22 protein-coding genes are annotated in these 21,775 nt (G+C 67.0%); 5 read left to right on the top strand and 17 right to left on the bottom strand.

Features of this window, described 5'->3' with window-relative positions; genetic code table 11:
* Window positions 1-12 precede the first annotated feature (12 nt).
* Window positions 13-1,248 (top strand): heparan-alpha-glucosaminide N-acetyltransferase domain-containing protein, encoded by a 1,236-nt coding sequence (locus tag ACSQ1X_RS07415; RefSeq protein WP_436057206.1) that lies wholly within the window; start codon window positions 13-15, stop codon window positions 1,246-1,248.
* Here the strand turns inward: ACSQ1X_RS07415 and ACSQ1X_RS07410 are convergent.
* The 7 genes from ACSQ1X_RS07410 to ACSQ1X_RS07380 are packed head-to-tail and all read right to left on the bottom strand — an operon-like array spanning window position 1,245 to window position 6,712.
* On the bottom strand, window positions 1,245-1,727 hold the full coding sequence (locus ACSQ1X_RS07410) for a hypothetical protein (RefSeq protein ID WP_055798375.1): 483 nt from the start codon (window positions 1,725-1,727) through the stop codon (window positions 1,245-1,247). The two genes, ACSQ1X_RS07415 and ACSQ1X_RS07410, sit on opposite strands and share 4 nt — an antisense overlap.
* A 5-nt stretch (window positions 1,728-1,732) precedes the next feature.
* Window positions 1,733-2,491: a 4-hydroxy-tetrahydrodipicolinate reductase gene (dapB, locus tag ACSQ1X_RS07405; protein WP_436057205.1), complete on the bottom strand. Its 759-nt coding sequence runs from the start codon at window positions 2,489-2,491 to the stop codon at window positions 1,733-1,735.
* Window positions 2,492-2,545: 54 nt separating this feature from the next.
* On the bottom strand, window positions 2,546-3,001 hold the full coding sequence (locus ACSQ1X_RS07400; protein WP_436057204.1) for a molybdenum cofactor biosynthesis protein MoaE: 456 nt from the start codon (window positions 2,999-3,001) through the stop codon (window positions 2,546-2,548).
* Window positions 2,991-3,515 (bottom strand): MogA/MoaB family molybdenum cofactor biosynthesis protein, encoded by a 525-nt coding sequence (locus tag ACSQ1X_RS07395; RefSeq protein ID WP_055798383.1) that lies wholly within the window; start codon window positions 3,513-3,515, stop codon window positions 2,991-2,993. The genes ACSQ1X_RS07400 and ACSQ1X_RS07395 overlap by 11 nt, the downstream gene beginning before the upstream one ends.
* Window positions 3,512-4,006 (bottom strand): cyclic pyranopterin monophosphate synthase MoaC, encoded by a 495-nt coding sequence (gene moaC / locus ACSQ1X_RS07390; protein WP_055798386.1) that lies wholly within the window; start codon window positions 4,004-4,006, stop codon window positions 3,512-3,514. The genes ACSQ1X_RS07395 and moaC overlap by 4 nt, the downstream gene beginning before the upstream one ends.
* Window positions 3,994-5,223 (bottom strand): molybdopterin molybdotransferase MoeA, encoded by a 1,230-nt coding sequence (locus ACSQ1X_RS07385; RefSeq protein ID WP_436057203.1) that lies wholly within the window; start codon window positions 5,221-5,223, stop codon window positions 3,994-3,996. The genes moaC and ACSQ1X_RS07385 overlap by 13 nt, the downstream gene beginning before the upstream one ends.
* 37 nt (window positions 5,224-5,260) lie before the next feature.
* Complete coding sequence (locus ACSQ1X_RS07380; RefSeq protein ID WP_436059289.1) at window positions 5,261-6,712, bottom strand: molybdopterin-dependent oxidoreductase; 1,452 nt, start codon at window positions 6,710-6,712, stop codon at window positions 5,261-5,263.
* Between the two features lie 288 nt (window positions 6,713-7,000).
* Between ACSQ1X_RS07380 and moaA the strand changes: the two genes are divergently transcribed.
* Complete coding sequence (moaA, locus tag ACSQ1X_RS07375) at window positions 7,001-8,122, top strand: GTP 3',8-cyclase MoaA (protein ID WP_436057202.1); 1,122 nt, start codon at window positions 7,001-7,003, stop codon at window positions 8,120-8,122.
* Window positions 8,123-8,126: 4 nt separating this feature from the next.
* Window positions 8,127-8,393 carry a MoaD/ThiS family protein gene (locus ACSQ1X_RS07370; RefSeq protein WP_055798396.1) on the top strand — a complete coding sequence of 89 codons (267 nt, stop codon included), beginning with the start codon at window positions 8,127-8,129 and terminating at the stop codon, window positions 8,391-8,393.
* On the opposite strand, the gene ACSQ1X_RS07365 is transcribed toward ACSQ1X_RS07370, so the two are convergent.
* Window positions 8,390-9,508: a helix-turn-helix transcriptional regulator gene (locus ACSQ1X_RS07365; protein WP_436057201.1), complete on the bottom strand. Its 1,119-nt coding sequence runs from the start codon at window positions 9,506-9,508 to the stop codon at window positions 8,390-8,392. The two genes, ACSQ1X_RS07370 and ACSQ1X_RS07365, sit on opposite strands and share 4 nt — an antisense overlap.
* Before the next feature lie 116 nt (window positions 9,509-9,624).
* On the opposite strand from ACSQ1X_RS07365, the gene ACSQ1X_RS07360 reads away from it, so the two are divergent.
* Window positions 9,625-9,906: a hypothetical protein gene (locus ACSQ1X_RS07360; protein WP_436059288.1), complete on the top strand. Its 282-nt coding sequence runs from the start codon at window positions 9,625-9,627 to the stop codon at window positions 9,904-9,906.
* A gap of 73 nt (window positions 9,907-9,979) precedes the next feature.
* Here ACSQ1X_RS07360 and ACSQ1X_RS07355 read toward each other — a convergent pair whose 3' ends face one another.
* From ACSQ1X_RS07355 to ACSQ1X_RS07325, 7 genes are all read right to left on the bottom strand, one after another.
* Window positions 9,980-10,465: a DUF1579 family protein gene (locus tag ACSQ1X_RS07355; protein ID WP_055798406.1), complete on the bottom strand. Its 486-nt coding sequence runs from the start codon at window positions 10,463-10,465 to the stop codon at window positions 9,980-9,982.
* A gap of 70 nt (window positions 10,466-10,535) precedes the next feature.
* Window positions 10,536-11,879 carry a M16 family metallopeptidase gene (locus ACSQ1X_RS07350; protein WP_436057200.1) on the bottom strand — a complete coding sequence of 448 codons (1,344 nt, stop codon included), beginning with the start codon at window positions 11,877-11,879 and terminating at the stop codon, window positions 10,536-10,538.
* A gap of 172 nt (window positions 11,880-12,051) precedes the next feature.
* Entirely contained in the window at window positions 12,052-14,292 is a 2,241-nt protein-coding gene (locus ACSQ1X_RS07345; protein ID WP_055798739.1) for a polyribonucleotide nucleotidyltransferase, read from the bottom strand.
* Window positions 14,293-14,538: 246 nt separating this feature from the next.
* Entirely contained in the window at window positions 14,539-14,808 is a 270-nt protein-coding gene (gene rpsO, locus ACSQ1X_RS07340; RefSeq protein ID WP_028271969.1) for a 30S ribosomal protein S15, read from the bottom strand.
* 189 nt (window positions 14,809-14,997) lie between these two features.
* Window positions 14,998-16,242 (bottom strand): kynureninase, encoded by a 1,245-nt coding sequence (kynU, locus tag ACSQ1X_RS07335; protein ID WP_436057199.1) that lies wholly within the window; start codon window positions 16,240-16,242, stop codon window positions 14,998-15,000.
* Window positions 16,239-17,093 (bottom strand): tryptophan 2,3-dioxygenase, encoded by an 855-nt coding sequence (kynA, locus tag ACSQ1X_RS07330; RefSeq protein ID WP_055798418.1) that lies wholly within the window; start codon window positions 17,091-17,093, stop codon window positions 16,239-16,241. The genes kynU and kynA overlap by 4 nt, the downstream gene beginning before the upstream one ends.
* Window positions 17,094-17,123: 30 nt before the next feature.
* A complete protein-coding gene (locus tag ACSQ1X_RS07325) occupies window positions 17,124-18,107 on the bottom strand; it encodes a bifunctional riboflavin kinase/FAD synthetase (RefSeq protein WP_436057198.1) in 984 nt (327 codons plus the stop codon).
* Between the two features lie 244 nt (window positions 18,108-18,351).
* On the opposite strand from ACSQ1X_RS07325, the gene ACSQ1X_RS07320 reads away from it, so the two are divergent.
* On the top strand, window positions 18,352-19,185 hold the full coding sequence (locus ACSQ1X_RS07320; protein ID WP_436057197.1) for a DUF937 domain-containing protein: 834 nt from the start codon (window positions 18,352-18,354) through the stop codon (window positions 19,183-19,185).
* Window positions 19,186-19,241: 56 nt separating this feature from the next.
* Here ACSQ1X_RS07320 and ACSQ1X_RS07315 read toward each other — a convergent pair whose 3' ends face one another.
* Together ACSQ1X_RS07315 and ACSQ1X_RS07310 are read right to left on the bottom strand one after the other, a co-directional pair.
* Window positions 19,242-19,832, bottom strand: a complete 591-nt coding sequence (locus ACSQ1X_RS07315) for an adenylate kinase (protein WP_436057196.1) — start codon at window positions 19,830-19,832, stop codon at window positions 19,242-19,244.
* 185 nt (window positions 19,833-20,017) lie between these two features.
* The gene (locus tag ACSQ1X_RS07310) at window positions 20,018-21,745 is read right to left on the bottom strand and encodes a DUF222 domain-containing protein (RefSeq protein WP_436057195.1); all 1,728 of its coding nucleotides are present in this window, start codon (window positions 21,743-21,745) and stop codon (window positions 20,018-20,020) included.
* Between the last annotated feature and the right edge of the window lie 30 nt (window positions 21,746-21,775).

Genomic DNA, 21,775 nt, shown 5'->3' with positions numbered 1-21,775 from the left:
GACGATCGGCTCATGACCTCCCGTGGCACTGCTTCACCCTCGCGGACCGCCAAAGGCACCACCCAGACAACGAGACTCACCGGAATCGACGCGGCCCGGGGGCTGGCGTTGCTCGGCATGATGGCCACGCACCTGCTTCCCACGTTCGAAGCCGATGCGCAGCTGACACCCACGTGGATCGGCCTGACTTTCTCGGGGCGGGCCGCTGCCTTGTTTGCCGTCCTGGCCGGGATTGGCCTCGCCCTGTCCACCGGAAAACAGCGTCCGCCCCAGGGCCAGGAGCTGAGCGGCGCACGCCGCGGCATAGCGTTGCGCGCCCTGGTGATCGCCGTCGTCGGACTCTTCCTGGGCGGGCTGGACGTGAACGTCGCCGTGATCCTGGTCCACTACGCCGTACTGTTCCTGTGCGTCCTCCCCTTCATCGGCCTCAGCATCAAGCCGCTCTGCGCATTCGCTGCCGGCTGGGTGCTGGGTTCGCCCGTGCTGGCCTACCTGCTGCGGCCGTGGCTGCTGGCCCCTTCCCCGCCGCTCCAGCTGGGCCACAATCCCAACTGGGACGATCTCACCACTCCCGGGCGCCTGCTGGGGGACATCTTCCTGACCGGCTACTACCCCGTCCTGCAATGGCTGAGCTACCTGCTGATCGGGCTGGTGATCGGCCGGCTGGCACTGACCAGGATGGCCATCCAGGTGATGCTGCTGGCCGGAGGCACCGTGGTGGCTGTACTGGCCAGATGGCTGGGCGTGCTGACGATGGATGCGTGGGGCGGCAAGGAGGCGCTGCAGGCCCGGCTCGCGGATCCCCGCTACCCGCTGGACAGCCTCCTGCAGGTGAACCTTGCCGGGGTGGAGCAATCGGGCTCCTGGTGGTGGCTGGCAAGCAGCGCACCGCACTCGGGCACAACGCTGGACCTGCTCCACACGTCAGCCGTAGCCGCCGCCGTGGTGGGCGCCTGCCTGCTGCTGGGCAGGCTGGGCGAATGGCTCGCACTGGACCTGCTGCTCCCCCTGCGCGGTGCAGGGGCCATGACCCTCAGCCTGTACACGGCGCATGTGTGCCTGGTGGCTGCCATGTACCTGCAGCCACTGCCGGCGGGATGGACCGCAGAAGGTGTATATGCCGCGCAGGCGCTGACCGCCGTCCTCATCGGAGGGTCGCTGGCGGCACTGAACTGGAGGGGCCCGCTGGAGTGGGTAGCCCACGCCGCCAGCGAGGTGGGCCGGTACCAGCGGGCGGGAATCCGCTAGGCGGGCTTGTTGCCCCCGCGGAACAGCTTCAGTGCATCACGCATGGACGCCCGGGCGCGTTTGCGGTCTCCGGCGGCGTCATACGCACAGCTCAGCCGGAACCAGGAGCGCCAGTCGTCCGGCGCTTCCTCGGCTTCCGTGCGGTACTTCTCAAACTCCGCGTCTGCCGATTCCCGCACGATCCTTCCGGCGGGCGTGCGCTGCAGGTTGTCGACCGGCAGCCCCCCTTCGGCCTCGAGGACCTTGGCCATCTGTTCTGTCCGGGCGCCGAACAGGAGCTCACGGACCAGCGCCCAGGCTCCGATGACCGGCAGGACCAGGTAGGCGGCGCCAATGGCTTTGGCCACGGGGTTGGGGTCGGTGAGGAGCAGCACGGACCGCTGGAAGGACACCACCAAATAGAAGACCAGCAGGAGCGTCACCGCGCCGACCCAGATCTTGGTGCGGTTCTTCTTCAGTCCGGTGAGGACGTTGCCCATTGCCGTCAGACCCCGAGGTCCAGGTAGCCGTCCAGGCCCACGGTCAGTCCGGGGTGGCCAGCGATGTTCCGCACGCCCAGCAGCACGCCAGGCATGAACGAAGCCCGGTCGAAGGAGTCATGGCGCAGGGTCAGCTGCTCCCCCGGTCCGCCGAGGAGGACTTCCTGGTGGGCCACCAGGCCGCGGAGGCGCACGCTGTGGACGCGGATGCCGTCCACTTCGCAGCCGCGGGCACCGGCCAGTTCGGTGGTGGTGGCGTCCGGGCTGGCGCCGATGCCGGCGGCAGCGCGTTCGGCTGCGATCAGCTGTGCTGTGCGGACCGCAGTGCCGGAAGGTGCATCGACCTTGTCCGGGTGGTGCAGCTCAATGACTTCCACCGATTCGAAGTATTTGGCAGCCTTGGCGGCAAAGGCCGACGCCAGCACGGAACCGAGCGCGAAGTTCGGGGCAATGAGGACGCCCACCCCGGCGTTCCGGCCCAGCAGTTCCTCAAGTTCGCCGAGCCTGCCGGCGTCCCAGCCGGTGGTGCCGACGACGGCGTGCATGCCGTGTTCGACGGCGAAGCGGACGTTCGCTTCGGTGCTTTCCGGAACCGTCAGGTCCACCACAACACGGGCGCCGGCGTCGACCAGCTGCTCCAGGGAATCACCGCGTCCGAGGGCCGCTACGAGCTTCATGTCGGGGGCCGCTTCCACGGCTTTCACGGCCTCGGCGCCCATGCGCCCGTTCGCGCCCAGGACGGCGACGGCAAGTTGTTCGGTCATGGACTTAACCCTACCGTCGGGCCCGCCGCCCGGATGAACCGGGACGGGAGGTTACTAGGCCCCGGCCCCGACCCATTCGACGGTCCCGTCGCTGAAGAACTGTTCCTTCCAGATGGGCACCTCCGCCTTGATCCGGTCAACGAGTTCCGAGCACACGTCGAACGCCTGGCCGCGGTGCGAGGCGGACACGGCGCACACCAGTGCGGGGTCGCCGATTTCCAGCGTGCCCACCCGGTGTGCGGCCCAGATCCGCACAGTTTCACCGCCGTCGCCCGCATGTTCGGCCACGAGCCGGGCGACGACGTCGGCCATCAATTGGTGGGCCGTGGGATGCGCACTGTAGCTGAGCCGCTCAACGGGCTTGCCGCCGTCGTGGTTCCTGACTACGCCGCTGAAGCTGACCACGGCGCCCGCCGTGTCCGATTCCACGGCGGCGATAGCCTGCGCCACGGAGATGGGCTCCGCGCTCAGCACGGCATTCACGATTTCGAATCCGGTTTCAGTGCTCATGGCTGCCTTCCAGTTGGTCGCAAAGGTGGGTGATGACCGGATCAAGCACGCCCAGGCCGTCCATGACGCCCTTGGGTGATCCGGGGAGATTGACAATGAACGTCCGACCGGCCGCGCCCGCGTGTCCGCGGCTCAGCATCGCCATGGGCGTCTTGGCCAGGCCGGCCTGCCGGATACCCTCCATGATCCCCGGAATCTCGCGGTCCAGCAGGGGGACAGTCATCTCCGGGGTGAGGTCATCGGGACTGAGTCCGGTTCCGCCGCTGGTGATGATCACGGCAGGATGCTGCGTCAGGAGGGCCCGGAGCGCGGCGCCCACGGGCTCGCCGTCGGGCACCACCATGGCCGGGAACGTTTCGAAGCCGTGCTCCGTCAGCCAATCGGTGATCACCGGACCGGTTTCGTCCCGGTAGATGCCCGCAGCGGCCCGGTTGGAGGCAATCACGACGCCGGCCTTCCGGCCGGTAGCCTCTCCGTGGCGGTGCGGTTCGGGCTGCTGTCCAAAGCTGCTCATGCTGTCCAGTCCCCGCTCTTGCCGCCACTTTTGGCGAGCACCCTGATATCGGTCAAGACGGCGTGCTTGTCCACTGCCTTGATCATGTCGTACACGCTCAGTGCCGCCACCGATGCTGCGGTGAGGGCTTCCATTTCGACACCGGTGACGCCACGGGTCTTGACGGTGGCCAGCACCAGAACGGCATCGCGGCCCAGTTCGAAGTCAATGGTGACCTTGGAGATGGGCAGCGGGTGGCACAGCGGGATGAGCTCGGGGGTCTTCTTCGCGGCCATGATTCCGGCCACGCGGGCCACCGCCAAAGCGTCGCCCTTCGGCAGGTCGCCCGCACCCAGGAGGGCGAGCACCTCCGCGGTGGTGCGGACCGTGGCGGTGGCTGTGGCCTCCCGCGTGGTCTCGGCTTTGCCGGAAACATCAACCATCTGCGCTGTTCCGTCCCGGCGCAGATGCGTCAGCCCGGCAGCATTGTCTTCAGTATTCACAGCGTCCATACTTCCACTTCTGCGCCCTCGGCGAGCGCAGAAGTCCCCACCGGAACCTGGATCAGGGCGTTGGAGCTGGCGAGGGCATGGACCAGGTGCGAGCCTGCGCCGCCTTCCAGACGGACCGTGCCGTCCGGAAGGAGGGTCCCGCGCCGGACCTGGTGCTTGCCCGCGGGTGAGTCCACTGATTCCGCCAGACGGGCCCGAACGGCAGGCCGCGGTGCCGGTGCCCCGAACAATGAGCTGAGGACCGGGCGGAGGAACATCTCGAAGGAGACCAGGCAGCTGACCGGGTTACCCGGGAAACCGATGAACGGAACGCCGTCGAACCGGCCGATTCCCTGCGGGCCGCCGGGCTGCATCGCCACATGAAGGAATTGCACGTCCTGTTCCGCGGTGGCCTGCCGGACCACTTCGTAGGCGCCCTTGCTGACGCCGCCCGTGGTGACGATCAGGTCCACCTGCGGGGCTCGCTCCCGCAGCATGGCGGTGAGTTCCTCCGGACTGTCCGTTGAGATCGCCGCCCGCAGGACATCCAGCCCGGCCTGGCCCATGGCCGCTTCCAGGAGCGTGCCGTTGGCGTCGTAGATCTGGCCGGGTGCCAGTGGGCTGCCGGGTTCCACCACTTCGTCGCCCGTGGTGGCGAGGAGCACTTTCAGCTTCCGGTGCACGCTGACCCGGGTGATGCCCAGTGCGGCCAGAAGCCCCAGCTGGCCCGGGCCGAGAAAGGTTCCGCCGGCGAGCGCCAGCTCCCCTGAGCGGATGTCGCTGCCTGCGTTCCGGACGTAGGTGCCAGGCTCTGTTGCCGGCAGCCGGACTGTGGCTGCCGTTCCGGGGTCCGGGAAGGAATCGGGAACAGCCATTTCAATGGGCACGACGGCGTCGGCCCCGAGGGGAATCATGGCGCCGGTCATGATGGGGGCGGCCGTGCCCGGCTTAAGCGCGGCCGCGGCGGCACCGGCCGGGATGGGCGCCACCACCGTAAGGGTCACCCCGCCGTCGGCAGTGTCCCTGCTGCGGACGGCAAAGCCGTCCATCTGGGAGTTGGCGAACGGCGGCAGGTCCACTGGAGCGGGGATATCCGCAGCCAGCCCGCGCCCCAGCGCCACCAGGAGCGGCAGCTCTTCGGTTCGGCCGGGTCCGGGGAGGCCGGCCAGCAAATCCCGCACGGCGTCGCGGTGGGCCTCCACAGTGCGGGCCTGATGCCTGTCGTCGGTGCTGTGCATGCGTTCCTTACCTTGGTCCGGGCATCCTGGGCGCCCGCTACGGCGTCACGTCAACTCTAATGGTGTGGAATCCGGTAGCGCCGTCGGGAGCCACCCGGGCACGGTTTTCGATCTGCGGAGCACCCTTCAGGTCCGTGGCCCGGACCTGGACCTCGTACTGCCCGGGCGTCAGGGGCACCGACAACTGCCACTGGTACCACGTGTCCCGGGATATGCCCGGCGCAAGCTCCGCCGTCTGCCAGGGGCCGCGGTTGACGCGAAGTTCCACCTTGCCGATCCCGGTGTGCTGGGCCCATGCAACGCCGCCGAAGGCCACCGTTCCGGCACGAACCGGGCGGCCGGAGCGCGGAACGTCGATGCGCGAGGACGTCTTGATGGGACCGCGTTCGCTCCAGCCGCGGGGCGTCCAATAGCCGACGTCGTCGGCGAACCGGGTCACCTTGAGTTCAGTGAGCCACTTGGTGGCGGAAACATAGCCGTACAGGCCCGGCACGACAAGCCGCACCGGGAAGCCGTGCTCGAGCGGCAGCGGCTCACCGTTCATTCCGACGGCGATCAGGGCATCGCGGCCATCGGTGAGGACCTCCAGCGGTGTGCCGGCCGTCCACCCGTCCTTACTGCGGGACAGCACCATGTCCGCCCCGGTCTGCGGCCCTGCCATGGCCAGCAGTTCGCGGACCGGCCAGCCCAGCCACAGCGCATTGCCGATCAGGTCCCCGCCCACTTCGTTGGACACGCAGGCGATGGTCACATGGCGTTCGGTCATGGGCTTGGACAGCAACGCGGCGAAGTCCAGCTCAACCTCCCGCTCCACCATGCCCGTGACCTTGAGGACCCAGGAGTCCGGATCCACCGCCGGAACCGTGAGGGCGGTGTCGATCCGGTAGAAGTCCCGGTTGGGAGTCACGAGCGGACTGATGCCGTCAAGGTTCAGCGCGGCGCCCGCCGGAACCGGCGGAGCGGGAGACGCGGCTGCCGGCAGGGCAAGCTTGCTGCGGACTTCGCTGACTCCGGCAGCGGCACCGCGGAGTGCTGCGGCAAGCCCTCCGCCCACCGTCGCTACGACGGCCCCTCCGCCAAGTGCTTGCATAAACCGGCGCCGGCCAGCTTCCGAGGGTGGAGCCGCGCCGGCGGCGGCCGCTGGCACGGCGGCTGGAGCCTCTTTCCATTCGCGCAGGCGCGACATCAGCCAGCGCAACACCACGGTTGCGGCTCCGGCGGCAAGCAGGGGCAGCGCGATGGCGTTGCCGGTTGCCTGGGCCCGGCCCAGTACAGCCACGAGGCCCACCGCTCCAAAGGTGGCGATGACCGCAAACCCGGCGAAGCGGCGGCGCCATTCCAGGAGTCCAGCCAGTGCGGCCAGCGCGCCGATGGCAAGCCCCATGCCGACGAGCAGCGCCAACTTGTCCGCGGTGCCGAACGCTGAGACGGCCCAGTCTTTGACGGCTGGCGGAACGGCGTCGATCACGGCGCCGCCAACGGCCGTCATGGGCGACAGCGCCGGGCTGACGAGGGCCGCGACGAGTTCGCCGACGACCACTCCCGCGGCCACTGCCACTACACCCGCGGCAGCCGCCCACCTGGCCGCGACTGTTGCCGGCAAGCCCGCCGGGACCTGGCCCGTGGCCGACTGGGACTTGTTCACTACTCCAGCATAGGTTCGGGGCCCGGATGCGGGGCGCCTTTGCCGGCTTCTGTGGCGATCCGATGGAACTCCGTGGGATCCACGGGTGTCACAGGCGTGATGGTTGACCCCAAGGTGGCGTAGCCTGAATTTATGAGTGTTCAGCTTGGTATGCCGCAACCCCGGGAGGGGGCAGGTTCCGATCCGGTAGTGCCGTCGCGGCCGGCGGGCACGCCTGCGGGCCTAATGGACCGCTACGGACGCCGCGCCACGGACATGAGGCTGTCCCTGACGGACAAATGCAACCTGCGCTGCACCTACTGCATGCCGGCCGAAGGCCTGGAATGGCTGGCCAAGCAGGCTGTGATGTCCGCCGAGGAAATCGTGCGGATCGTGCGGATCGGCGTCGACCTGCTGGGCGTGCGCGAACTGCGCCTCACCGGCGGCGAACCCCTGGTCCGGGCGGACCTGCTCGACATCATTTCCGCCCTGCGCCAGGCCCACCCGCAGCTCCCGATCTCGATGACCACGAACGCCGTCGGCCTCGACAAGAAGGCAGCAGGACTGAAGGCCGCCGGGCTTTCCCGGATCAACGTCTCCTTGGACTCCCTGCACGAGGAAACGTTCACCAAACTGACCCGCAGGCCTTTCCTGGATAAGGTCCTCGCCGGCGTGGATGCCGCGTGGGCGGCCGGACTCGGTCCCGTGAAACTCAACGCCGTCCTGATGCGGGGAATCAACGACGCCGAATCCCCGTCCCTGCTGGCCTGGGCCCTGGACCGCGGGTACGAACTCCGCTTCATTGAACAAATGCCGCTCGACGCCGACCACGGGTGGACCCGCCGGGACATGGTCACCGCGGCCGAAATCCGCGAACTCCTGTCCGTCGACTACGTGCTCAGCGCCGATCCGCGCGACCGCGACGGCGCCCCCGCCGAACGCTTCGAGGTACGACGCCGGACGCCGGGATCCGCCGACGCCACCGGCCCCGTACTGGGCACGGTCGGAATCATCGCCTCCGTGACCGAGCCGTTCTGCTCGGACTGCAAGCGCACCCGGATCACGGCCGAGGGCAAGATCATGAGCTGCCTGTTCTCACGCGAAGAATTCGATCTGCTGGGACTGCTGCGCGAAGGCGCCACTGACCAGCAGCTCGCCGAACGCTGGCAGGACGCCATGTGGATCAAGCCAAAGGCGCACGGCATGGACCACGTCGGACTGGATGCCCCGGACTTTGTCCAGCCGGACCGCAGCATGAGCGCCATCGGAGGCTGAAGCATTGAACGTACGTTACTTCGCTGCCGCGCGCGCCGCGGCAGGGGTGGAAGAGGAACGCTTTGAGCTTCCGGCAGGCTCCACCATGGAATCGCTGTTAAGCGCCGTGCTCGACGTCGACCGGCCGGCTCCGCCCGCCGGCACGCCTCCCCTCGGCAGGCTTCTCTCGCGAAGCAGTTTCCTGCTCAACGAAGTGGCTGTCCGCGACAGGTCCGTGGTCCTGGGACCGGACGACGTGGTGGACGTGCTGCCTCCGTTTGCCGGCGGCTAGGGTTTCAGCGGGCCATCACGACGGCCGCGTTCGGTGCCGAGGGCCAAGGCCAGCAAGGAGTTCCTGCTCCTTACCCCGCATGCCGCAAAAATCAGTTTGAACTGGTCCTGCACCGTGTACGGGCTGATGCCCAGGCCTGCCGCCAACGCCGCGGTGTCCAGTCCGCCCGCGGCGAGCTCAAGCAGGCTGTGCTGCCGCGGCGTCAGGCCGAAGCACCGGGCGAATACGTCGAGCCTTTCCCCTGCCGGGCACTCCTGGATGGTCACCGCCAACCTCACCGCCGGGTCCTCCCCGGCGTCCATGCGGAATGACCTGAGGACGGCCCATCGGCCCAGGCCGATCGGGACCCTGGCGGATGCCGGTTGGGAATCCACTCCGGCCTCGATGGCCAGGAGTTGTGCGGCCACGTTGTAGACCTCGGCCGGTATGGCCTCATAGGGGCTGGGCCCAGGCTGCAGCAGGCCAAGCCAGTCGCCGGCCGAGGGACTGCGGCTTGTTATGTTCAGCTCGGTGTCCAGCGTCAGCACCGCTTGTTGGGGCAGCCCGGACGTCGGCAGCAGGTCACGGCGTGGCTGCGCATCCCGCCTCATCTGCGCCGCCCTGCTTCGCCGCAGGCCCGCCGCAATGACAGGCGCGGCTGCTGCCAGGTGCGTCCTATCGCGTTCGGTGAATGGTCCGTCGTCCGTCGTCCGCCACAGATCGAGCCAGCCCCAGCAGCCGTGGCCGTCGGCGAACACTGTGGACAGGACGTCCGCTACGCCATACCGACGGAGGACACCGTTCCACAGCGGACTTCGCGCCGGGTCTCCCCCGGTGGCCGTTCGCAGGGTCACCGCAATCCGGCCGCTGGCAAGCATCGACGTCCAGCGGCCTGGCGCCGTCACGTACTTCAGCTTGATCAGTGCGGGCAGTTCCTGCGGGCAGGGAATGCGGGCCATCGGTGAAATGCCGGTGCAGGATGCGGGGTCGGTCAGGGGCCACGCAAACCACCTGAACGGAACGACGCGGCCCAGCTCGACCATAAGCGCTGCCCGCAATTCGTGGTCCTCCAAGGACTCACGGCAGATTTCTCCGATCCTGTCCAGGCTTCGGCTCACCGCCCAATTCGTGGTCATGGAAACAGTATGGCCTGGGGACCCGCCCAGATTTCTGGGATACCGCGCTCCGACCGGCCGGGCATAGCGTGAAGTATCCGCAACAACGGAACAGCCAGCCGGAAGGAGAGTCTGTGATGTTCACCCTGCAGATAGAGCACGGGATCAAGGATTTTGACCTGTGGAAGACGGCCTTCGACCGGGATCCGGTGAACCGCGCGGCTTCGGGCGTAACCGCGCATCGGATCAGCCGGCCGGTGGACGATCCGCACTACGTGGTGGTTGAGCTTGATCTGGGGAGCCGGGAGCAGGCCGAGGCCTTGCTGGCCAGCCTTCAGCAAAAGGTGTGGAACTCCCCCGTGGCGGCCCCTGCCCTCCAGGGCGCTCCGAAGGCCCGGATCCTGGAGTCCGCCCCCTGACGCGCCGCGACGGGCCGGTTGCTGACGGCTGCGTCGCGGAGGTGCCCTGGGGGCAGCACGTGACAGCCGAATCTCAGGGACGGGCGGCGGAGTCCTCGGCCACGCGGCGGCAGACGGAGGTCATGAAGGGCGTGAAGGCCGCGGAGTCCGCAAGACGGACTTCGGAAGTGTGCGTCAGCACGCCGTCGTCCACCCGGAAGGTGTGCCGGGACGTGTCCCGGCCGTTGCGGCGCTCCACGGTGAGTACTCCGTTGTGCAGGGTGCACCGCGTCGGGGCTTCCCGCGGCAGTCCCACACTGTCCACGTGATACCAGACCGTGTCCGGGTGGTCAGCGTCCATGGTGAACATGCCATGCCGCTCGAAACGGATCCCGTCATTTTCCGAATGGCGGTAGCTTTGCAGCACCGCGTACCCGCCGGCAGCCGTGGCGAAGGTCAGTTCAGCAGCTGCTGTCCTCGCAGGCCGGCGCGGCGTCGCCTCGATGCGTGTGGTCCCTGTCCAATGCCCGAGGAAAGCGTGCAGCTCTTGCCGCGCAGTCCCCGGGTGTAGACGGTCCATAGCTCCTCCAGTGTGCCCCGGCTTCATCATCACGCCCCGGGGTGGAGTTGTCCAGCTTCAGGGGTACGAGCTAGAGGCCGAAGGTTTCGCCTTCCTCGAACGGACCCACTACCGTTACTGTCCGAGGCGCTGCAGCCAGTTCCCGCGCCAGCTCGCGCACCTGTTCCAAGGTGACGCCCTTGATCTGCCGGAGCGTTTCCTCGATGTCCTGGTATTCACCGGACACCAGCTCGGCCCGGCCCAGCCTGGACATCCGTGATCCGGTGTCCTCGAGCGCCAGGACGATCCCGCCGCAGAGCTGGCCCACAGCCTTCTTGAGTTCGTCGTAAGAAATGCCGTGCTCTGCCAGCTTGTCCAGCTCGGCACCCAGCAGCTCAATGACCTGGCGGACCTTCGACGGGGTGCATCCCGCATACATGCCGAAGTAACCGGCGTCGGCGTATGACGATGCAAAGGAGTAGGTGGAATACACCAGGCCGCGCTTTTCGCGAACCTCCTGGAAGAGCCGGGAGGACATGCCGCCGCCCAGCACAGCATTAAGCACGCTCATGACATAGCGGCGGCCGTCCGTGGCAACGATCGTGGGGCAACCCATGATGATGTTCGCTTGCTCAACGGGCCGCTTCACCACATGGAGTCCGGCAGTGCCGGTAATTTCGGCCCGCTCAGTGGAGCGCCTTTCCACGGGAGCGGCGCCGGGCTCCAGCGCCCAGCCCGCTTGCTGGAGCGCGTCCACCACAAGTCCGCAGACGACGTCGTGGTCCAGTCCGCCGGCGGCGGTGATGACCAGCTCGTCCGGACGGTAGTAGCGGCGGTAGTGGTCCCAGACGGAATCCCGGGCAACGGCCCGGATGGCCTCGGGGGTCCCGCCAATCGGGCGGCCGAGCGGGTGGGTTCCCAACACCGCTGCGACGAAATGTTCGTGGGCGACGTCTGTGGGGTCGTCGCTGTCCATTGCGATTTCCTCCAGGATGACGTCCCGCTCCTGCTCCATCTCCTGCGGATCCAGGACAGCGCCGGTGATCATGTCCGCGATGACGTCGATGGCCATCGGGAGGTCGGTGTCCAGGACCCGGGCGAAGTAGCACGTGCTTTCCTTCGCTGTGGCGGCATTGGACTCCCCGCCGACCTCGTCGAAGGCTGAAGCGATTTCCAGGGCGGTGCGCCGCCGGGTGCCCTTGAACAGCAAGTGCTCCAGGAAATGCGTGGATCCGTGCTGGCCGTGTGCTTCGTCCCGCGAACCCACGCCCACCCAGAAACCGATGGTCGCAGAACGCTGGCCAGGCATTGCCTCCGTCAGTACACGCACACCGCCGGGGAGCACGGACCGCCGGACAACGGACCCGCCGTCGGCTCCGTGGATCAAGGTGTCTCCGGGATGGTTCTGCACTAGCGGCAGGGGTACGACAGTCATCAAGGCCTTTCAGGAAAACGGTGCCAAATCTGCCTGCCATCGTACCAGCGGAGCACTCCCCCGGAACCTCTGGGAGGGGCGCTGTGCGGACGGCCACGGTTTAGCGACGGCGGGGCCGGTGGATGATCCACCGGCCCCGCCGTCGTGCTTGGACTACGAAGTGCGCTGCAGACTACTCTGCGGCTGCCTCGACGGTCTCAGCGCTTTCAGCGCCTTCTTCCTCGGCGATAACCGGGGACAGGGACAGCTTTCCGCGGTCGTCGATCTTGGTGATTTCAACCTGGATCTTCTGGCCCACGGAGACGACGTCCTCGACGTTGTCCACGCGCTTGCCGCCGGCGATCTTGCGCAGCTCGGAGATGTGCAGCAGGCCGTCCTTGCCCGGGGTGAGGGAAATGAAGGCACCGAAGGTGGTGGTCTTGACGACCGTACCCAGGTAGCGCTCTCCGATTTCCGGAACCTGCGGGTTGGCGATGGCGTTGATCGCGGAGCGTGCGGCGTCGGCGGACGGGCCGTTGGTGGCGCCGATGTAAACGGTGCCGTCGTCCTCGATGGAGATGTCCGCGCCGGTGTCTTCCTGGATCTGGTTGATCATCTTGCCCTTGGGCCCAATGACCTCGCCGATCTTGTCCACGGGGATCTTGACCGCGATGACGCGCGGAGCGAACTCGGAGAGCTCGTCCGGGGTGTCGATCGCGGAGTTGATGACCTCGAGGATGTGCAGGCGGGCTTCGCGTGCCTGCTTCAGGGCGGCAGCGAGGACGGAGGCCGGGATGCCGTCGAGCTTCGTGTCCAGCTGGATGGCCGTGACGAATTCGGACGTACCGGCAACCTTGAAGTCCATGTCGCCGAAAGCATCTTCGGCGCCGAGGATGTCCGTGAGGGCCGCGTAGCGGGTCTGGCCGTCAACCTGGTCGGAGACCAGGCCCATGGCGATGCCGGCAACGGCAGCCTTCAGCGGCACACCGGCGTTGAGCATCGACAGCGTGGATGCGCAGACGGAACCCATCGACGTCGAACCGTTGGAGCTGAGGGCCTCAGACACCTGGCGGATGGCGTAGGGGAATTCCTCGCGGGACGGCAGCACGGGCACGAGCGCGCGCTCGGCCAGGGCGCCGTGACCGATTTCGCGGCGCTTGGGCGAGCCCACGCGGCCGGTCTCACCGGTGGAGTACGGCGGGAAGTTGTAGTTGTGCATGTAGCGCTTGCGCGTTACCGGCGACAGCGAGTCGATCTGCTGTTCCATCTTCAGCATGTTCAGCGTGGTGACACCCATGATCTGGGTCTCGCCGCGTTCGAAGATAGCCGAACCGTGGACGCGGGGCAGAACCTCGACCTCTGCGGTGAGCTGGCGGATGTCCGTCAGGCCGCGGCCGTCGATGCGGATCTGGTCCTTCAGGATGCGCTGGCGCACAACGTGCTTGGTCACCGAGCGGAACGCTGCGGACAGCTCCTTCTCGCGTCCCTCGAACTGGCCGGCGAGCGAAGAAGTGACTTCGTCCTTGAGCTCGTCCGAAGCGGTGTCGCGCTCCTGCTTGTCAGCGATCTGGAAGACAGCAGCAAGCTTCTCAGCAGCGGCAGCCTCAACAGCGGCGTAGACGTCGTCCTCGTAGTCGAGGAAGACCGGGAATTCGACGGTCGGCTTGGCAGCGCGGGCAGCCAGGTCGGCCTGGGCGTCGCAAAGTGCCTTGATGAACGGCTTGGCAGCCTCGAGGCCCTCGGAAACAACCTCTTCGGTGGGAGCGGTGGCGCCCTGTTCCTTGATGAGGTTCCAGGAGTTGTCCGTGGCTTCGGCTTCGACCATCATGATGGCGACGTCGTCACCTGCAACGCGGCCGGCAACGACCATGTTGAACACGGAGTTCTCGAGCTGCGAGTGCTTGGGGAATGCAACCCACTGCGAACCCTGCTCGTCAGCCACGAGGGCAACGCGCACGCCGCCGATGGGGCCGGAGAACGGCAGGCCGGAGAGCTGGGTGGACATGGACGAGGCGTTGATGGCCACGACGTCGTAGAGCTCGTCCGGGTTGATCGCCAGGACGGTGACGACGATCTGGACCTCGTTGCGCAGGCCCTTGATGAAGGCAGGACGCAGCGGACGGTCCATGAGGCGGCAAGCCAGGATGGCTTCGGTGGACGGGCGGCCTTCGCGGCGGAAGAACGAACCCGGGATGCGGCCGGCGGCGTACATACGCTCTTCGACGTCAACGGTCAGCGGGAAGAAGTCGAAGCCTTCACGCGGGTGCTTGCCGGCGGTGGTTGCGGACAGCAGAGCGGTGTCTTCGTCGATGTACACCATGGCTGCGCCGGCTGCCTGCTTGGCAAGACGGCCGGTTTCGAAGCGGATTACACGCTTGCCAAAGCGGCCATTGTCAATGACGGCTTCTGAGAACTGGATTTCGGGACCCTCCAAGAGAGTCACCTCCGTTTCTTGGTTAACGGAAGTCCAGCCGCATCAACCCAGCCCAGCATCTGTCTACTGGCCTGCACTGCACCCGGTCATCGATCGAGACCCACGGGCCGGGCTTCACTCGTCGAAGCCGTTCCCGGGAATCACTACCGAGGACCGCGAATGCGTGATGCGGTTGATCCTCCTGTTTAGTTTTGGTACTGCAGGAGGCGGCCCTTCCGGGTGGGATGGGCCGCCCCTTAGAGCTGACTAGCGGCGCAGGCCGAGGCGCTCTATGAGCGCACGGTAGCGTGCAATGTCAGTGTTCTTGAGGTAGGTGAGCATACGCTTGCGACGACCAACCATGGCCAGCAGACCGCGCTGGGTGTGGAAGTCGTGCTTGTGCTCCTTCATGTGCTCAGTGAGATCCTTGATCCGCTGAGTCAGGACTGCAACCTGGACCTCCGGTGAACCGGTGTCGCCTTCGGACGTTGCGAAATCCTTGATGATGGACTGCTTTACAGCGGCGTCAAGTGCCACAATAACTCCTAGAGATGTGCCGTGAGGCCCGAATCAGTAACTCACTGCCGGGTGTGCCTGTGCCGGAGATCCCCGCAAATTCGGGGATTCCTTCACATAACAAGAACCAGCCACCACGGACTGCAGCCGGATCCAACGTTTAGTTTACCGGCCCGGCCGCAATCTTGTCGAAACCTGCCCCGCAACCACCTACGGGCGCGCAAGCAGATCACGGATCGCGGCGACGCCGCGGTAGACCTCCGTGAATGACGTACTGAGCGGCGACAGCCCGATGCGGATGCCTTGCGGTGCCCGGAAGTCCGGGATGACGTCCTGGTCCCAGAGCTCTGCGGTCATTTCACGGAAATCCGGGTGGTCCACAGTGATGTGGCTCCCCCGCCGCTCTGCGTCCCGCGGTGTTGCCAGCTGCACACCGGCAGGCGCCAGCCACGCATCATGGAGTTCGAGGGCATACGCCGTCAGTTTCAGGGATTTTTCCCGCAAAGCGGACATTCCGGCTTCTTCGATCAGGTCCAGCGTGCCGCGCATCGCGATCATGCCGAAAATTGCCGGCGTTCCGCTGAGGAAGCCGCGGACCCCCGGGGCCGGTTCGTAGCCGGCGGCCATTTCGAAGGCGTCCTTGCGGCCCATCCATCCCCAGATTGGCTGGCTCAACCCTGGGAGGTGGCGGGAGTTGATGTACGCGAAGGCCGGGGAGCCCGGCCCGCCGTTGAGGTACTTGTAGGTGCAGCCGGCGGCGAAGTCGACGTCGGCGGCGTCGAGGTCGATCTCCACTGACCCGGCGGAATGGCACAGGTCCCACACCACCAGCGCACCGGCGTCGTGCACTGCAGCGGTGATTGCCGGCAGGTCGGCGAGGTAGCCCGAGCGGTAGGCGATCTGGCTCAGGACAACGACGGCGGTGGAGGGCCCCGCGGCCTCCCGCACCTGTTCAACGCTCACGCCGGCGGCCGGATCGGCTTCGATCCACCGCAGCGTCAGTCCTTCTTCGCGGGCGATGCCTTCCAGGAGGTAGCGGTCCGTGGGGAAGTTGTCCGTGTCCAGCACGATTTCGGTCCTGGCGGGGTCCTTGACGGCGGCGAGAGCTGCGCGGACCAGCTTGTAGAGGACAACAGTGGTGGAGTCGGCGATGATGGTCTGCCCGGGAGCCGCTCCGAGCACTGCCCGGCCCAGCTGGTCTCCGATGGCTTCCGGCAGGGCGAGCCATTCCTCGTCCCAGCCGCGGATCAGCCGGCCGCCCCAGTTCTCCTGGATGAAGGCGCTGATGTCGGTGACGGTCCGCTTGAGCGGGCGGCCCAGTGAGTTTCCGTCCAGGTAGGACAGGTCAGTGTCGGTTCCGACGAAGTGGTCGCGGTAGCCGGCCAGCGGGTCGGCGGCGTCAAGTTCGACGGCGTGCTGCAGCAGGGCGTCTTGAGTCCCGTGAACCGTGCTCATTGGCCGATCTCCGTCCGGACGGCGAAAAGTTCGGGGAAGAAGGTCAGTTCCAGGGCCTTCTGCAGGAATGCGGCGCCACTGGATCCGCCGGTGCCCGCCTTCATGCCGATGGTCCGTTGCACCGTCCGCAGATGCCGGAACCGCCACAGCTGGAAGTTGTCTTCCAGGTCCACGAGTTCCTCGCAGGCCTCGTAGGCGCCCCAGTTGTCCGCCGCGTTTTCGTAGATGTGCTTGAACACGGGAACGAGTTCGGGGCAGAACTCGTGGGCTTTGGTGACGTCGCGTTCCAGCAGGGACGCGGGAATAGCGAAGCCCTGCCGGTTGAGGTACGCCAGGAATTCGTCATAGATACTGGGCGCTTCAAGGACGCGGCGCAGCTGCTCGTGGGCCTCGGGATCGGATTCGAACACGGGAAGCATCTTGCGGTTCTTGTTGCCCAGCACGAACTCCACCGCACGGTACTGACTGGACTGGAACCCGGAGGAGTTGCCCAGGAAACCCCGGAACTGCGAATACTCGGTGGGTGTCAGCGTGGCCAGCACGGACCATTGCTCAGTCAGGGTCTTCTGGATGTGCTTGACGCGAGCAATCGCCTTCAAGGCGGAGCCGAGGTCGTCGCTGCGGAGCCAGGCCGCGGCGCTGCGCAGCTCGTGAAGGACCAGCTTCAGCCACAGTTCGGTGGTCTGGTGCTGGATGATGAAGAGCAGTTCGTCGTGGTGTTCCGGATCGCTCACCGGTTGCTGCGCACTCAGCAGCGTGGGGAGCTGCAGGTACGACGCGTAGCTCATCCGCGAACTGAAGTCCCGGACGATGTCCTTTTCCAGTTTCCTCGTGTTCTTCTCAACGGACACAGCGGTGCCTTCCTTGCCAGTGACTGGGAGTCAGCGCCGGAACAGGATGTCGTGGGCTTGGACGACGTCCAGGCGCATCTGTTCGACGAGCGCCTCCGGCCCACGGTACGCCACCATGCCCCGCAGCCGCGCCGCGAACTCCACCACTACTGTCTGGCCGTACAGATCGAAGTTCTCAACGGGCTCTTCCGGGCGGTCGATGACGTGTGCCTCAACCTGCCGGCTGACGCCGTCAAACGTGGGGTTGGAACCCACCGAGATGGCCGCCGGCCACCTCGTGCCGGCCTGGTCCACGAGCCATCCGGCGTAAATGCCGTCGGCCGGGATATAGCCGCTGGCTTCGGAGGCCAGATTGGCAGTGGGGAAACCCAGTGCACGGCCGCGGGCAGCACCGTGGACCACCTCGCCGCGCATCCGGTGCGGGCGGCCCAGCACGGCAGCCGCCGTGGTGACGTCGCCGTCCCGCAAGGCCTCACGCACCCAGGTGGACGAGCAACGGCGGTCCTGGCCGCCGTCGTCGTGGATGGGAAATCCTTCGGAGCCGAACTCACTGATGACCTGCACGGTAAAGCCGAACTTCTCCCCCAGCTCCTGCATGGTGGACAGGTCACCGGAGTTGCCGCGGCCAAAGCGGGCGTCATGGCCGATCACCACGTGGCTGGCCTTGAGGCTGTCGACAAGGACCCCGGCGACGAATTCTTCGGGCGTCAGGCTGGCGAGTTCCAGGGAGTACTTCATCACCAGGACGGCATCCAGACCCAGCTCGCCGAGGGCAACGAGCTTGTCCTCAAGGCCCATGATGAGCTCCGGGGCGGACTCGGGCCGGTGCACCTGTGCCGGGTGCGGGTCAAATGTCACCGCCACAGCGCGCGCGCCGTTGAGGCGGGCCGTGCGGATCAGCTGGGAAAGTACCTGCTGGTGCCCGCGGTGTACGCCGTCGAAATTGCCGAACGTGACAACGGTAGGGCCCAAGTCCGCGGGGACCTCGGACGGATCGTTCCAGATGTGGACCATCAACCTCGCCTTTTACTGCCTGCCATTGACTCGTCCGAAAACCGCGCCGGGCCCGGAACTCTCCTAGATTACCCGCAATTGCCTGTGCTGACCGACGCCGTGGCCGGCCCCGGCTCCCGCTGCCCCGTCCTTTCCTTCCCCGGTCTCCCGCCCCGGACTAGGATGCAAGGGCAGCATCCGGCGACGCAGCTGCGCGCCGCAGCCAACGATGCCCGCGCTGCCCGCCGGGCCGAAGGAGAGTCCTATGACTGACATCCGCGAGATTTTGGAACAGATTCCTGTTGACCAGATTGCCGGCTTGCTTGGCACGGACAGGGCGTCCGCCCAGGCCGCTGTCGAGGCCGCGGTGCCCACCCTCCTTGCGGGCATGCAGAGCAACGCACAGGCGCCGGATGGTGCAGCCTCCCTGGAGTCGGCACTCGCCCAGCACCAGGACGGGCTCATTGACGGCGGTGTGGACGTTGCGCAGGTGGACACGTCCGACGGCGAGAAGATTGTCAGCCATGTTTTCGGCGGCCAGCAGGACCAAGTGGCCAGCCAGCTCGCAGGGACGGCCAACCTGGGCGGCGTTGGCGGAGACCTCGTACGGAAGCTCCTGCCCATTCTGGCGCCGATCGTGATGTCCTACCTCGCCAACAAGATCCTCGGCAGCCGGAACGCGCCAGCAGGCGGCGGTGTGGCCGGCGGCGACTCTTCAAACAGCGCCGGCGGGCCCGGCGGCATCGATCTCGGCGGCATCCTGGGCGGCATTCTTGGCGGCGGTTCGCAGGGCGGCGCCGGCGGTCAGGGCGGCCTCGGCGACATCCTTGGCGGCATTTTCGGTGGGGGCACGCAAGGCGGGCAGCAGTCCCGTACTGATGTGGTACCGGAGACCGTCAAGGATTCGGCGCCGCAGCGCCCCACCGGTCCGCTGGGTCAGCCGATGCCGCAGGGCGGCGCTCCCGTTCCGGGCGAGTTGATCGACGTCGACCTCCCCGGTGAGCGCACCGAAGACCGGGCCGAGGACCGCGTCGAGGACCGAAAGAACGACGACGGTGGCCTCGGCGGGCTGTTGGGCGGGCTCTTCGGGAAGAAATAGCGTGGCTGTCTGATGCTCCCGCACCTTACTGGTGCAGGAGCATCAACGCGTCTGGTTCACATTTTGGGCCGGCCGGATTCTCCGGTGGCATCCACCGGGCCTGTGGCGGTTGCGATGTGCGTCAGCCAGTGGTCCAGTTCCTTGGGCTTGCGAAACACCAGCACCGGTGGCATGTCCGGATCGGCCTGCCATTCCCTAAAGACCCGCTTTTTCCTGGCAAACGAGTTGAAATGCCAGTAGAAGATCGAGTCCCTGGCAAAAAGCCTCGCCAGCGTTTCCACGTTTCCGTTACAAACGGGCTGTCTGGTGATGACTCGGCGTGCCGAGCGGCGGGTCAGCCTGCCAAGCGACAGCCACCGGGGGTAATCCAGCGCTACAACTAGTTCCGCCCGGGGTACAACAATGTCGCGCCAGACGCCGTAGGCGCTGTCCAGGACCCAGAAATCGCGGGCCGCCACGTCCGCCGCGATCTCGCGTTGTTGTTCGACGCTGCGCTGCTGCCAGCCGGGAAGCCAGCCGATGTCGTCGTCGGCGGAAAACTCCGGGAGCCCGGAAGCAGCAGCATACGCGTGGGCGGCCGAAGACTTGCCGCTGCCCGTGACGCCGTAGAACAGGACCCGGGCTGGATTTGGCGGAATGGATTTCACGGGTTGCTCCCCCTGTTTTGCTCGGCACGCTGGCGTCCCTTGAAGCCCGGCGCACCGCGATTTGCCACGATAGCACCCTGCGTTCAGGGCCGGCGCTCGCCGAACGGCACGGATTCAGCTCGGTGCCGCCGAGGACGCTGCCCGTTTTGCGGTTCCCGGGGCGTCTCGGTTCAACTATTGCCGTGTCACTCGAGTCGGAAGTAGTTGTTTCTTCGCGGGACCTGTCGTGGGTCGATGTGGGGTGGCGGGATGAACCAGGGCACCCCGGTTTTGACGTGGATCTGCCACTGTTCCTTGTGGATCAGGTGGTGGTGATGGCTGCAGAGCAGGGCGCCGTTGTCGGTGCTGGTGGTTCCGCCGTGTGACCAGTAGGTGATGTGGTGGGCTTCGCACCACGGGGCGGGGATGGTGCAGCCCGGGAAGGCGCAGCCCTGGTCGCGGGCGGTGAGGGCTTTGCGGATGTGGGGCGGGAACACCCGGGTGGTGCGGCCGATGTCCAGGATCCGCCCCTGGCTGCCGAGCAGGACGGGGATGATGTCCGCGTCGCAGGCGATCTTGCGGACGGTGGCGGCGGTGACGGGACCGGTGAACGTGAACGAGCCTGTGCCGTGGATGCGGGCGGTGCCGGTCCTCTCGATGGTGCCTGAGGTCGCGGTGGCGTGCTCGAGGTTCTCCATCCGGTCGAGGAGGTCGCGGTAGTCGATGGTGACCATGACCTGGGGCCGGAGTCCGCCCGCGGCCGGGAGCGCACCGGTGGTCAGGGCTGTTTTGCAGGCATTGACGAGGCCGTCCAGGAGCTGCTGTGGGCGGGTGCGCTGGTCCAGGTTCTGGTCCAGGTCCTGCTCTGCGCCGCTGTCGGCGCCGGCGCCTGGTTGGGTGCGGGGGTTGGTGGCGGTGTTCATGGCGGTGAGCAGGTGTTCGGTTTGCTCCGTGGTGGCGAGGATTTCCATCCGCTGGAGTCCGCGGCGGGGCTGGCGGAGGAACACGCCCTGGCGGTGCCGGAGTTCGGCTTCGGTGGGTTCGGACCCGTCCCGGTCGATCGCGTCCGTCCACTGCCGGGCGACCCGGGCGACGAAGTCGGTGTCCTGTTCCGTCGCGGCGCGGGTCAGGGCGTGTTCCATCCGGGCGGTGGTGTCTTCGGTGGCGTGGTGGCGGACCCGGTCCAACGCGAGCGTGATGATGGTCGCGGACCTAGTGCCCACGGTCCCGGATGCCACGGCCTCGGCGAGCTCGGGCCGTTCCGGTGGTTGGGGGTGGCCGGTGATCCCGGGCCTCGGCAGGACCGCCTCGGTCAGTGCCAGCCGGCGGCGGGCTTCACCGGCACCAATCCGCAACCTCGCGCGGAGGAACTCGGCAGTGTTCCGGCAGCCGTCATCGGCCGGATCCGGTTCCCGGGTCGCAGGAGCGGCAGTTCCCGCGGGCGCCTCTGCAGCCGGATCGCTTGCAGCCGGGTCACTCCCTGCATCCGCCGGGCTGGTGGCCCAGCCGATGGGCCCGTGCACCGCTGTCGCTTCGCCCCACCCGGCGGTCCAGGCAACCGCGGCACCCGAGCCGGCCCGACCAGCAGCCGGGGCCTCGCGCCGGGTCCGGTCCACAGCCCCGGCCGCGACCACCTGCAGAAATTCCAGGGACCGGGCGATTTCCTCAACGTTCGCCGCGAAGTCGGCAGCCTCCCTGAAGCCCATCACCCCGGCGTCCTCGACCGCCGTCGAACTGGCACGTTTGAGCAGCTCAAGGCTCCGGGGAAGATCACCGGCCCCGCCGCCGTCGGACGCCAACGCCTGAGAAGCCTGCAGACCGGCGGGGACACTGCGCAGGCCCGGAACGGAAGCAACCCGAACAGCAGAAGCGGCGGCGGGCAATGCCGCCCACCGCAACGCCCCTCCTGCAGCGAGTTCCCCCAAGACCTCCATGGGACAACTCTGCCAGCGACCTACGACAAT

This window comes from Arthrobacter sp. LjRoot78 (assembly GCF_964254335.1).
GTDB lineage: Bacteria > Actinomycetota > Actinomycetes > Actinomycetales > Micrococcaceae > Arthrobacter.
The sequence above is the reverse complement of the archived record's forward strand: the minus strand, read 5'-3'. Positions and strand labels throughout refer to the sequence as shown.